Here is a 12,905-nt window from a genome sequence, read left to right as displayed (position 1 = left end):
CATGATCGTCCTACTCAGTCCTGCTCAGTCCTGCTCAGTCCTACTCAGTCCTGCTCAGTCCTGCTCGATGGTCCTGCTCGCGCCGGCCGCGCTGCCGGCACTGCCCGCGGCGCCCGTACCGCCCGTGAAGGGCAGCGCCGCCGCCAGCTGGTCCACCGCCCTGGCCATGGTCTCCGGCGGCAGCAGCCCCGGCCCGCGGCTGCGCGCGAAGTCCGCGAAGGTCTCCGCGGTCGTGTACTTCGGGGCGAAGCCCAGTGTCTCGCGCATCTGAGTGGTGCTCACCACCCGGCCGTGCGTGAGCAGCCGGATCTGCTCGGGCGAGAAGTCGGTGATGCCGACCGTACGCAGCGCGGAACCGACCCAGGTGACCGCCGGCAGCAGCACCGGCATCGTCGGCCGTCCCAGCCGCCGCGAGCACTGCGACAGCAGCAGCACACCGGCTCCCGCGACATTGAACGTGCCGCTGTTGAGCGTGCCCCGCCGCGGCTCGTGCAGAGCGATCCGCAGCACATCGATCACATCGTCCTCGTGGACGAACTGCAGCCGCGGATCGTAGCCGAAGACGGTCGGCATGACGGGCAGTGAGAAGAACTCGGCGAGCGGGGAGTCCGCGCACGGCCCGAGGATGTTCGCGAAGCGCAGCACGCACACGGCCACATCGGGCCGCCGCCGGGCGAATCCCCGTACGTACCCCTCGACCTCGACCGCGTCCTTCGCGAAGCCGCCGCTCGGCAGGGACTTGGGCGGGGTGGTCTCGGTGAAGACCGCCGGATCGCGGGGCGCGGAGCCGTACACACTCGTACTGGACTTGATCACCAGCCGCTTGACGGTCGGCGACTTCTGGCACGCCCCGAGCAGCTGCATGGTGCCGATGACGTTGGTTTCCTTGACCGTCGTACGGCCGCCGGCGCCCAGCGGCGTACCGGTGACATCCATGTGCACGACGGTGTCGACGCCATGCTCGGCCAGCACGCGCGCAATGGCCGGCTGGCGGATATCGGCACGGACGAATTCGGCTCCCCCGAGATGATGCCCGGGCCCCACCGCATCGACCCCGATCACCCGGTCCACCTCGGGATCCCGCTGGATACGCCGTACGAGACGGCCTCCGAGCTGCCGGGCCACTCCGGTGACGAGCACGACCTTCCCCAAGATCAGCGCCTTCCCTCACGTCCGCTTGGTCCGCCTGGATCCACCCTTGTGCGTCACCGTAGCGGCTACGTGTTGCCATGTGATGACCGCGGGGCGCACTTTCGCCGCTACCGCAACGCACTGCGACCCTCCCACCTGCTGGTGGGAGGGTCGCGGCGACACGTACAGCTGTCGCTTACTTCTTGTTACGACGCTGAACGCGGGTGCGCTTGAGCAGCTTGCGGTGCTTCTTCTTGGCCATCCGCTTACGCCGCTTCTTGATAACAGAGCCCACGACTACCCTCGCTCACTTCTCTTCACTCGGTGCGGGGCGTCTGGGCCCACACGACCTACGTCGGCCTAGCCTACCTGCCGCCGAGTGAGGGACGTAATCCGAGGGGAATCGTCCGGCTCCGGCTATGCGGATTCCACCCCCACGAAAGATTCGCGGAGGTACTCGTGAACCGCTTGCTCCGGAACCCGGAAGGACCTGCCCACCCGGATCGCCGGCAGATGACCACTGTGCACCAAGCGGTACACGGTCATCTTCGACACTCGCATCACCGAGGCGACTTCCGCCACGGTAAGAAACTTGACCTCATTGAGAGGCCTCTCGCTGCCAGCAGTCATGACCCACCTGTACCTTCCGCACACGACGCACACCGGCTTCCCCTCCGGTGACTCTTCGTCGCGGTGCGCTCACTCCCAGACTAGGGGCGGGTGATGCGAGTGGGGAAGAGGAGCAGCGATCGGGCGCCTACTGTGACAGACACGCTCGATTGAGTACATAGCGTGTAAGCGGTCGGTAGTAATCGGACCGCACAGCGTCATCAAGCGGAACGACTACGGACACCCGCCCCTCGGCCTCACCGACGAACAGGGCGGGGTCGTCCGTATCCGCCAGCCCGATGGCCTCAATCCCCAGCTGACCTGCCCCGCAGACCCAGCCGTGGTCCCCGACGATCAGTTCGGGAAGGGGACCGCCGCCCTGCGCGACACCCTCCAGCGCGGCCCTAACCGGCAGGGGTGAGTGGGTATGTGCGCCGGTCCCACTCCCGGCACCCTGCGCGCCGGGTTCCCGCACCAGCGCGACTCCTCGTACGTACTCAAGGTTGTACGTGCGTACGCCGAACCGGGTCGGTATGTCGACACATCGCCCCTGCGCGGGGGTGAGGACTTCGCACCCCGCTGCCGACAAAGCGTCTGCCAGCCCGGCGTAGAACCCGAGAAGCCGATGCGGATGCCCGGTCCCGAACAGCACGGGCGCCCGCCGCGCGGCCACCTCCCCGAGCCGCTCGGCAAACGCGGCGAGCGCGCTCAACGTCCGCTCCGGATCGATGACATCGGGCCCGGCGACGTGCCGGGGATCGTCGGAAACCCCGCATCTCTCGGCCATCAGCGCAATCACATCGCGCTCGCCCCAGGCCCATTCGGGATCGAGCCCCAGGGTCACGCGCGGATCTCTGACGGCGAAGAGCCGATAGCTGCGCAGGCTCTCCTCCCGCGACGTGGCCACGGTCCCGGCCAGCCGAGCGGCCAACAGATGTGCACGCAGCGCTCCGGTGCTCAACACCCTGCCGATGCTGCCGCACAGCTGCGGGTTCCGGGCCAAAAGCCTGGATAGCACCCACAGTTGGCGTAATGGCTGCGTAGCGACGGAGGCGCGGTGCTACGGGGTCGGAAGCCAAACCTCCTTCACGCCAGCAGTCCCCGCAACGGAAACACCGCCCGCCGCGTGGCCACCACCGCCTGGTCCAGCCGATCCGCCGGGTCGTAGCCCTCTTCCCACCCCCGCCATTCCGGCGTCCGCCCGTCCGTCATCCGCCCCGGTGCCAACTGCCGCGTCCGCGCGTACACCTCATCCCGCCACGACGACGGAATCACCGACTCCGGATCCACCGGCGCGTGCGCCGCAATCCCCACCAGGTGCGTCCACGACCGCGGTACGACGTCCACCACCGCGTAGCCTCCGCCCCCCAGGGCCACCCACCGGGCGCCCTCCACGTATTCGTGCGCCAACGAATGACACGCCTCCTGCACCGCCCGCTGCGCATCCAGCGACACCGCCAGATGCGCCAGGGGATCCTCGAAGTGCGTATCCGCCCCGTGCTGCGTCACCAGCACCTGCGGCCTGAAGTCCGCCAACAGCTCCGGCACCACCGCGTGGAACGCCCGCAGCCACCCCGCGTCCCCCGTCCCCGCCGGCAGCGCCACATTCACCGCACTGCCCTCACCCGCCCCGGCCGCGCCCGTCTCCTCCGGCCACCCGGTCTGCGGAAACAGCGTCCGCGGATGCTCGTGCAGCGAAACCGTCAGCACCCGCGGGTCCTCCCAGAACGCCGCCTGGACGCCGTCCCCGTGGTGAACGTCGACATCCACATACGCGACCCGCTCCGCCCCCAGCTCCAACAGCCGGGCGATCGCCAGCGACGCGTCGTTGTAGATGCAGAACCCCGAAGCGCTGCCCGGCATCGCATGATGCAGCCCACCCGCGAAGTTCACCGCGTGCTCGGCCTCACCCCGCCACACCGCCTCGGCCGCCCCCACCGACTGCCCGGCGATCAGCGCCGACGCCTCATGCATCCCGACGAAGGCCGGATCGTCCATCGTCCCGAGCCCGAAGGACTGATCCGCGGCCCGCGGATCGACGGACGCCGCCCGCACCGCCGCCACATAGTCCTCGTGATGTACGAGTCTGAGCGTCGAGTCCCCGGCCGGCTTCGCGGCGACCACATCCACCACACGATCCAGCCCGTACGCCCGCACCAACCCCATGGTCAGCGCAAGCCGCACCGGATCCATCGGATGGCCGGCACCGAAGTCATACTTCGTTACCGCCTCGTCCCACATCAACAACCCGCGGCCGCTCATGCCCGCCACCGTATCTGGCGGTTTCCGTCCCGAACGACAGGGCATACACCAACGTCACAAGCACCAACACCATCGGAACGATCATCGCGCCCCGATAGCTCCACACATCCCCGAGCGCCCCGACCAACGGCGACCCGATCAAGAACCCCACGTAATTGAAGACATTCAGGCGCGCCACCGCACCGTCGCTCGCCCCGGGGAACATCCGCCCCGCCGCCGCGAACGTCTGCGGCACGATCACACACAGCCCGAGCCCCAGCATGGTGAACCCCAGCATCCCCACCCGCGGCCCCGGCGCCACGGCCACCACCCCGAACCCGGCCGCCGCGAGAACCGACCCGCACCGCACGACCGCCACCGCCCCGAACCGCCGCACCCCAGATCCCCGACGGCCCGCCCCAGCAGCGTCGTGACCATATAGGCGTTGTACGGAAGGGTCGCGAGCTCCTCCGAGCTCCCCAGTACGTCCTGGAGATACTTCGCGCTCCAATTCGAGACCGTCGAGTCCCCGATGTACGCGAAGGTCATCACCAGACAGAGCGGCAGCAGCAGCTTGAACGCACCCGACTGCCGTTCCCCCGCCGCCCGTTCGGCTGCTTCCTCGCCCCGCTCGCCGTCCGCGTACCACCGGCTCGCGACGAGCGCCACCGGCAACAGCACCGCCACCACCGGCAGATACGACACCAGAAGCGACAGGTCCCAGTGCGCCCCGACCCAGGCGAGCGAGGCACCGGCGATCCCACCGAGGCTGTACGCGGCGTGGAAGCCGAGCATGATGCTGCGCCCGTACGCCCGTTGCAGGCTGACCCCGAGCATGTTCATGGACGCGTCCAGCGCGCCCACCGCCAGCCCGAACGCCCCCAGCGCGACAGCCACCTGCCACAGCCGGCTACCGGCCCCGACCCCGAGCAGCCCCAGGAGCACCACCGGCTGCGACCACCTGAGCACCACGCTCGGCGCGACCCGTTTCACGAGCCGCTCGGTGACGACGCTCCCCACACCGGCGAGGATCGGCACCGCCGCCAGAAAGGCGGGCAGCAGCCCGTCGGATATCCCGTACCGGTCCTGGATGGCCGGGATACGCGTCACGAGCAGAGCGAAGGCCACCCCCTGCGCGAAGAAGCTCAACGCCAAGGAGGCTCGCCCGTGCCGCAGCCGCGCATCTGTCATGGCCGCACAGCGTAGGCCGCGCGTCTACCCATGGGTAGATGGATCACGCGAGCAATGCGGGCAACTCCGCCATCGCTCCGAAGTACCCCTTGGCGCCTGTCAGCTTCACGGCAGCCGTCATCGCCGTGAATGCGTACACATCCATCCTCGCCGCCCTGGCGGCCGCCACCCCGAGGGGGCTGTCCTCCACGACGACGCACCGCTCCGGAGCCACCCCCATCCGCTCCGCGGCGTGGAGAAAGAGATCCGGCGCCGGCTTCCCCCGTCCCACATCCTCCGCGCTGAAGACCGCACGGTCCTCGAACCACCGGTCCAGCCCGGTCTTGCGGTGCCCGACCCTGATCCGCTCATGGCTCCCGGACGACGCCACGCAGTACGGCACCCCGTCCGCCACCAGCTTCTCCAGCACCTCGGTCACGCCATCGACAGCGGCCAACTCCCGCTCAAAGGCGGCAAAGACGCGAGCGTGCAGGGTGTCGTCGAAGTCCGCGGGCAACGCCTGCCCGGTCCGCTCCCGCACAAGATCGTGTACACGGTGCACAGCGGCCCCCATGTAGTCACGGAGAGACTCCTCGTACGAGGTGGGATGACCGAGCTCGGTGAGGTAGCCGGCCAGAATGGTGTTGGAGATCGGCTCGCTGTCGACGAGCACACCGTCGTTGTCAAAGATGACGAGGTCATAGCGCATACCTCGACCCTAAACGCCGAAAAGCCCCGCACCATAAGGTGCGGGGCTTTCCCACAATGATTGTTCGGCGGTGTCCTACTCTCCCACAGGGTCCCCCCTGCAGTACCATCGGCGCTGAAAGGCTTAGCTTCCGGGTTCGGAATGTAACCGGGCGTTTCCCTAACGCTATGACCACCGAAACTCTATGAAAATATCGATCCGGAACCCGGCCTCATGTGACCTATGAGGCGGTTCGACAGTTCGTTACTTCAGAACTGACACAGTGGACGCGAGCAACTGAGGACAAGCCCTCGGCCTATTAGTACCGGTCAACTCCACACCTTGCGGTGCTTCCATATCCGGCCTATCAACCCAGTCGTCTACTGGGAGCCTTACCCTCTCTAGGAGGTGGGAGTCCTCATCTCGAAGCAGGCTTCCCGCTTAGATGCTTTCAGCGGTTATCCTTTCCGAACGTAGCCAACCAGCCATGCCCTTGGCAGGACAACTGGCACACCAGAGGTTCGTCCGTCCCGGTCCTCTCGTACTAGGGACAGCCCTTCTCAAGACTCCTGCGCGCGCAGCGGATAGGGACCGAACTGTCTCACGACGTTCTAAACCCAGCTCGCGTACCGCTTTAATGGGCGAACAGCCCAACCCTTGGGACCGACTCCAGCCCCAGGATGCGACGAGCCGACATCGAGGTGCCAAACCATCCCGTCGATATGGACTCTTGGGGAAGATCAGCCTGTTATCCCGGGTACCTTTATCCGTTGAGCGACGGCGCTTCCACAAGCCACCGCCGGATCACTAGTCCCGACTTTCGTCCCTGCTCGACCCGTCGGTCTCACAGTCAAGCTCCCTTGTGCACTTACACTCAACACCTGATTGCCAACCAGGCTGAGGGAACCTTTGGGCGCCTCCGTTACTCTTTAGGAGGCAACCGCCCCAGTTAAACTACCCATCAGACACTGTCCCTGATCCGGATCACGGACCCAGGTTAGACATCCAGCACGACCAGAGTGGTATTTCAACGGCGACTCCACAACCACTGGCGTGGCCGCTTCAAAGTCTCCCACCTATCCTACACAAGCCGAACCGAACACCAATATCAAACTGTAGTAAAGGTCCCGGGGTCTTTCCGTCCTGCTGCGCGAAACGAGCATCTTTACTCGTAGTGCAATTTCACCGGGCCTATGGTTGAGACAGTCGAGAAGTCGTTACGCCATTCGTGCAGGTCGGAACTTACCCGACAAGGAATTTCGCTACCTTAGGATGGTTATAGTTACCACCGCCGTTTACTGGCGCTTAAGTTCTCAGCTTCGCACGCCCGAAAGCGCACTAACCGGTCCCCTTAACGTTCCAGCACCGGGCAGGCGTCAGTCCGTATACATCGCCTTACGGCTTCGCACGGACCTGTGTTTTTAGTAAACAGTCGCTTCTCGCTGGTCTCTGCGGCCACCCCCAGCTCAAGGAGCAAGTCCTCTCACCAGTGATGGCCCCCCTTCTCCCGAAGTTACGGGGGCATTTTGCCGAGTTCCTTAACCATAGTTCACCCGAACGCCTCGGTATTCTCTACCTGACCACCTGAGTCGGTTTAGGGTACGGGCCGCCATGAAACTCGCTAGAGGCTTTTCTCGACAGCATAGGATCATCCACTTCACCACAATCGGCTCGGCATCAGGTCTCAGCCTTAATGTGTGACGGATTTACCTGCCACACGGCCTACACCCTTACCCCGGGACAACCACCGCCCGGGCTGGACTACCTTCCTGCGTCACCCCATCGCTTACCTACTACCACCTTGGGCCGGCGGCTCCACCCTCAACTCCGAAGAGATCAGGGCGGCTTCACGGCCTTAGCATTAGAGGATTCAGTATTGGGCGTTTCAAAGCGGGTACCGGAATATCAACCGGTTGTCCATCGACTACGCCTGTCGGCCTCGCCTTAGGTCCCGACTTACCCTGGGCAGATCAGCTTGACCCAGGAACCCTTAGTCAATCGGCGCACACGTTTCTCACGTGTGTATCGCTACTCATGCCTGCATTCTCACTCGTGTACCGTCCACCACTGCCTTCCGGCGCGGCTTCACCCGGCACACGACGCTCCCCTACCCATCCCAGCGGGCGTTGGCCCTATATGCTGAAATGACACGACTTCGGCGGTACGCTTGAGCCCCGCTACATTGTCGGCGCGGAATCACTTGACCAGTGAGCTATTACGCACTCTTTCAAGGGTGGCTGCTTCTAAGCCAACCTCCTGGTTGTCTCTGCGACTCCACATCCTTTCCCACTTAGCGTACGCTTAGGGGCCTTAGTCGATGCTCTGGGCTGTTTCCCTCTCGACCATGGAGCTTATCCCCCACAGTCTCACTGCCGTGCTCTCACTTACCGGCATTCGGAGTTTGGCTAAGGTCAGTAACCCGGTAGGGCCCATCGCCTATCCAGTGCTCTACCTCCGGCAAGAAACACACGACGCTGCACCTAAATGCATTTCGGGGAGAACCAGCTATCACGGAGTTTGATTGGCCTTTCACCCCTAACCACAGGTCATCCCCCAGGTTTTCAACCCTGGTGGGTTCGGTCCTCCACGAAGTCTTACCTCCGCTTCAACCTGCCCATGGCTAGATCCTCGCTTCGGGTCTAGAGCGTGCAACTCAATCGCCCTGTTCGGACTCGCTTTCGCTACGGCTTCCCCACACGGGTTAACCTCGCTACACCGCTAACTCGCAGGCTCATTCTTCAAAAGGCACGCAGTCACGACCCATTGAGTAAACTCAATGAGCGACGCTCCCACGGCTTGTAGGCACACGGTTTCAGGTACTATTTCACTCCGCTCCCGCGGTACTTTTCACCATTCCCTCACGGTACTATCCGCTATCGGTCACCAGGGAATATTTAGGCTTAACGGGTGGTCCCGCCAGATTCACACGGGATTTCTCGGGCCCCGTGCTACTTGGGTGTCGCACAAGCAAGCCGTTGATGTTTCAGCTACGGGGGTCTTACCTCTACGCCGGACCTTTCGCATGTCCTTCGCCTACATCAACGGTTTCTGACTTGCCCAACAGCCGGCAGACTGTTGAAGTGCAATCCACAACCCGTATGCGCAACCCCTGCCGGGTATCACACGCATACGGTTTGGCCTCATCCGGTTTCGCTCGCCACTACTCCCGGAATCACGGTTGTTTCTCTTCCTGAGGGTACTGAGATGTTTCACTTCCCTCGTTCCTCCACACTGCCTATGTGTTCAGCAGCGGGTGACAGCCCATGACGACTGCCGGTTTCCCATTCGAAACCCCGGATCAAAGCCTGGTTGACGGCTCCCGGGACTATCGTGGCCTCCCACGTCCTTCATCGGTTCCTGGTGCCAAGGCATCCACCGTGCGCCCTTAAAAACTTGGCCACAGATGCTCGCGTCCACTGTGCAGTTCTCAAGCAACGACCAGCCACCCATCACCCCGCCCTCACAGGCGAGTTCACTGGGGCCGGCATCGCGAAGGTTCAGACTTTTCAGTCCGCACCCTCAGATACCCAACAGCGCGCCCGGCACGTCCAATCCAGATCCTGTGTTCCACGCCGAAGCAGTACTGACAGTCCCAAACCAAACGTGCCGAATAGTCAACGTTCCACCCATGAGCAACCAGCACCGGACATTCGCCGGTGTTCTGGCCTCTGACCGAGCAGGCTCGGTAAGAAGTGCTCCTTAGAAAGGAGGTGATCCAGCCGCACCTTCCGGTACGGCTACCTTGTTACGACTTCGTCCCAATCGCCAGTCCCACCTTCGACAGCTCCCTCCCACAAGGGGTTGGGCCACCGGCTTCGGGTGTTACCGACTTTCGTGACGTGACGGGCGGTGTGTACAAGGCCCGGGAACGTATTCACCGCAGCAATGCTGATCTGCGATTACTAGCAACTCCGACTTCATGGGGTCGAGTTGCAGACCCCAATCCGAACTGAGACCGGCTTTTTGAGATTCGCTCCGCCTCACGGCATCGCAGCTCATTGTACCGGCCATTGTAGCACGTGTGCAGCCCAAGACATAAGGGGCATGATGACTTGACGTCGTCCCCACCTTCCTCCGAGTTGACCCCGGCAGTCTCCTGTGAGTCCCCATCACCCCGAAGGGCATGCTGGCAACACAGAACAAGGGTTGCGCTCGTTGCGGGACTTAACCCAACATCTCACGACACGAGCTGACGACAGCCATGCACCACCTGTATACCGACCACAAGGGGGGCACCATCTCTGATGCTTTCCGGTATATGTCAAGCCTTGGTAAGGTTCTTCGCGTTGCGTCGAATTAAGCCACATGCTCCGCTGCTTGTGCGGGCCCCCGTCAATTCCTTTGAGTTTTAGCCTTGCGGCCGTACTCCCCAGGCGGGGAACTTAATGCGTTAGCTGCGGCACCGACGACGTGGAATGTCGCCAACACCTAGTTCCCAACGTTTACGGCGTGGACTACCAGGGTATCTAATCCTGTTCGCTCCCCACGCTTTCGCTCCTCAGCGTCAGTAATGGCCCAGAGATCCGCCTTCGCCACCGGTGTTCCTCCTGATATCTGCGCATTTCACCGCTACACCAGGAATTCCGATCTCCCCTACCACACTCTAGCTAGCCCGTATCGAATGCAGACCCGGGGTTAAGCCCCGGGCTTTCACATCCGACGTGACAAGCCGCCTACGAGCTCTTTACGCCCAATAATTCCGGACAACGCTTGCGCCCTACGTATTACCGCGGCTGCTGGCACGTAGTTAGCCGGCGCTTCTTCTGCAGGTACCGTCACTTTCGCTTCTTCCCTGCTGAAAGAGGTTTACAACCCGAAGGCCGTCATCCCTCACGCGGCGTCGCTGCATCAGGCTTTCGCCCATTGTGCAATATTCCCCACTGCTGCCTCCCGTAGGAGTCTGGGCCGTGTCTCAGTCCCAGTGTGGCCGGTCGCCCTCTCAGGCCGGCTACCGTCGTCGCCTTGGTGGGCCATCACCCCACCAACAAGCTGATAGGCCGCGGGCTCATCCTTCACCGCCGGAGCTTTCAACCTCTTCCCATGCGGGAAGAAGTATTATCCGGTATTAGACCCCGTTTCCAGGGCTTGTCCCAGAGTGAAGGGCAGATTGCCCACGTGTTACTCACCCGTTCGCCACTAATCCACCCCGAAGGGCTTCATCGTTCGACTTGCATGTGTTAAGCACGCCGCCAGCGTTCGTCCTGAGCCAGGATCAAACTCTCCATGAATTTTTCCCCGTAATCGGGATAAACCCCACTTAGAGCGAAACAGTCGACTCGAAAAAAGAGCGACTGTCCACAGCGCCCTCGTTGTGTCATTCCCTCCCCGCCACAAGGGCCAGTAGGACTTTCAAAGGAACCTCAACCCACCGAAGTGGGCCGGGGTTGTCAATCTGGCGTTGACTTTTGGCACGCTGTTGAGTTCTCAAGGAACGGACGCTTCCTTCGTACTCACCCTCTCGGGCTTTCCTCCGGGCGCTTCCCTTCGGTCTTGCGTTTCCGACTCTATCAGACTCTTTCGTGTCCGATTCCCCGTCGGAGCGGGGCTGCTTTCCGGCCTTTCGGCTTTCCGGCGATTCCGACTCTATCAGATCCTTTCGGGCCTGATTCCCGGTCGAACTCGGGTTGTCTTTCCGGCCGTTGAGCCGTTCCGACGAGTGAGACTTTAGCGGAATCCTGGCCCCCGACGCTAATCGGGGTTGCGCTCCTTCGAACGCGGATTCCTCATTTCGCAAAAGCGCACGATAAGCAGGGCGACAGAGTGTCGCTCGCTTGTAGTGGGTCTTGCGGAATGGCTGTCCGGGGACCGGCCGAAGTCGGTGCTCACGTCGGACAACTCGGAGAACACTACGGTCGCCCGAATCTGCTGTCAACCTGGGGCCGGGTGTCGTAGTCTCGGACGCGTGACAACGCGTACGTGCCCCCTCCAGTGGTGGGCCGCCTGACGGCGGCCGGCACCTACGTATGCACGCAACGGCCGCCGCTACGGCGGCCGTTCTCGTTTCTCCCTCCGGGAGTCCGGTCGCTGAAGGCGGCGGCTCCGATCAGGAGACGGAGAGCGGGATGACACGGATCTTCAGCGGGATCAAGCCGACGGGGCATCTGACCCTGGGCAACTACCTCGGGGCCCTGCGCAGGTGGGTCGAGGTCGATCAGTACCAGGCGGACGCGCTGTTCAGCGTCGTGGATCTGCATGCGCTGACCATGGAGCACGAACCGGCGCGGGTGCTCAGACTCAGTCGGCAGGCCGCGACGCTGATGATGGCGGCCGGACTGGATCCGGAGCAGTGCACCGTATTCGTACAGAGTCATGTGGACGAGCACGCGCGGCTGTCGTATCTGCTGGAGTGCACGGCCACGGACGGCGAACTGCGGCGCATGATCCAGTACAAGGAGAAGGGTGCGCGGGCGCAGGCCGCGGGGGCGAGCGTGCGGGTCTCACTGCTGACGTATCCGGTGCTGATGGCGGCGGACATCCTGGCGTACGGGACCGATGAGGTGCCGGTGGGTGATGACCAGACCCAGCATGTGGAGCTGACCCGGGATCTGGCCGTGCGGTTCAACCAGAGGTACGGGCATACCTTCACGGTGCCGAAGGCGACGCATCCGCCCGTGGCGGCGCGGGTCATGGATCTGCAGGACCCGACCTCGAAGATGGGGAAGTCCCAGGAGTCCGGTGCCGGGATCGTCTATCTGCTCGATGACGCGGACGTGGTCCGCAAGAAGATCATGCGGGCGGTCACGGACAGTGGGCGCGAGGTGGAGTACGACCGGGAGAGCAGACCGGGCATCGCGAATCTGCTCGACATGCTGGCGGCCTGTACGAGTGGGAACCCGAACGAGCTGGCCGGTGCATATGACTCGTACGGAGCGTTGAAGAAGGACACGGCCGAGGCGGTGGTGGAGCTGCTCAAGCCGGTCAGGGAGCGGCACGCCGGGCTGGCGGCGGATCCGGGTTACGTCGACGACGTACTGAGGAAAGGAGCCGAGCGGGCCAGGGGGTTGGCCCGGCCGCGCGTCGATGCCGCCTATCGGGCGATCGGGCTGCTGCCGGCGTAGCTCCCGCG

General features: G+C 63.5%; 7 protein-coding genes, 3 rRNA genes and 1 pseudogene. 1 reads left to right on the top strand and 10 read right to left on the bottom strand.

The annotated features are described in order from the left end of the window. Positions 1–54 precede the first annotated feature (54 nt). The 10 genes and pseudogenes from SLUN_RS22785 to SLUN_RS22740 all read right to left on the bottom strand — a co-directional run bounded on the left by SLUN_RS22785 (position 55) and on the right by SLUN_RS22740 (position 11,067). On the bottom strand, positions 55–1,152 hold the full coding sequence (locus tag SLUN_RS22785; RefSeq protein ID WP_108151137.1) for an NAD-dependent epimerase/dehydratase family protein: 1,098 nt from the start codon (positions 1,150–1,152) through the stop codon (positions 55–57). A 175-nt stretch (positions 1,153–1,327) separates the two neighbouring features. After that, positions 1,328–1,426 (bottom strand): 30S ribosomal protein bS22, encoded by a 99-nt coding sequence (locus tag SLUN_RS22780; RefSeq protein ID WP_003948845.1) that lies wholly within the window; start codon positions 1,424–1,426, stop codon positions 1,328–1,330. A gap of 122 nt (positions 1,427–1,548) precedes the next feature. Then, positions 1,549–1,761: a helix-turn-helix domain-containing protein gene (locus tag SLUN_RS22775; RefSeq protein WP_159100305.1), complete on the bottom strand. Its 213-nt coding sequence runs from the start codon at positions 1,759–1,761 to the stop codon at positions 1,549–1,551. 127 nt (positions 1,762–1,888) lie between these two features. Continuing rightward, a complete protein-coding gene (locus tag SLUN_RS22770) occupies positions 1,889–2,704 on the bottom strand; it encodes a phosphatase (RefSeq protein WP_108151133.1) in 816 nt (271 codons plus the stop codon). Positions 2,705–2,826: 122 nt separating this feature from the next. Then, positions 2,827–4,002, bottom strand: coding sequence for an acetoin utilization protein AcuC (locus SLUN_RS22765; RefSeq protein ID WP_108151131.1), 1,176 nt, complete (start codon positions 4,000–4,002; stop codon positions 2,827–2,829). Beyond that, positions 3,953–5,172, bottom strand: a pseudogene (locus SLUN_RS22760) (MFS transporter). Before SLUN_RS22760 ends, SLUN_RS22765 begins: the two are co-directional and overlap by 50 nt. A 43-nt stretch (positions 5,173–5,215) precedes the next feature. Next, entirely contained in the window at positions 5,216–5,860 is a 645-nt protein-coding gene (locus SLUN_RS22755) for an HAD family hydrolase (protein WP_108151129.1), read from the bottom strand. Between the two features lie 62 nt (positions 5,861–5,922). Then, a 5S ribosomal RNA gene (rrf, locus tag SLUN_RS22750) occupies positions 5,923–6,039 on the bottom strand. Positions 6,040–6,138: 99 nt separating this feature from the next. Next, positions 6,139–9,238: ribosomal RNA gene (locus SLUN_RS22745) — 23S ribosomal RNA — on the bottom strand. Between the two features lie 304 nt (positions 9,239–9,542). Then, a 16S ribosomal RNA gene (locus SLUN_RS22740) occupies positions 9,543–11,067 on the bottom strand. Together the 16S, 23S and 5S rRNA genes form the textbook arrangement of a ribosomal RNA operon. Before the next feature lie 834 nt (positions 11,068–11,901). On the opposite strand from SLUN_RS22740, the gene trpS reads away from it, so the two are divergent. Continuing rightward, a complete protein-coding gene (gene trpS / locus SLUN_RS22730; RefSeq protein ID WP_108151127.1) occupies positions 11,902–12,897 on the top strand; it encodes a tryptophan--tRNA ligase in 996 nt (331 codons plus the stop codon). Positions 12,898–12,905 lie beyond the last annotated feature (8 nt).

Source organism: Streptomyces lunaelactis (assembly GCF_003054555.1).
GTDB classification, from domain to species: Bacteria; Actinomycetota; Actinomycetes; order Streptomycetales; family Streptomycetaceae; genus Streptomyces; species Streptomyces lunaelactis.
This window is presented reverse-complemented; position numbering and strand designations above follow the sequence as displayed.

What these genes read in the sequence shown, in the direction of transcription:
- SLUN_RS22765 (WP_108151131.1), bottom strand. Translation starts at nt 4,002, where the DNA reads ATGAGCGGCCGCGGGTTGTTGATGTGGGACGAGGCGGTAACGAAGTAT.
- SLUN_RS22755 (WP_108151129.1), bottom strand. Translation starts at nt 5,860, where the DNA reads ATGCGCTATGACCTCGTCATCTTTGACAACGACGGTGTGCTCGTCGAC.
- trpS (WP_108151127.1), top strand. Translation starts at nt 11,902, where the DNA reads ATGACACGGATCTTCAGCGGGATCAAGCCGACGGGGCATCTGACCCTG.
- SLUN_RS22775 (WP_159100305.1), bottom strand. Translation starts at nt 1,761, where the DNA reads ATGACTGCTGGCAGCGAGAGGCCTCTCAATGAGGTCAAGTTTCTTACC.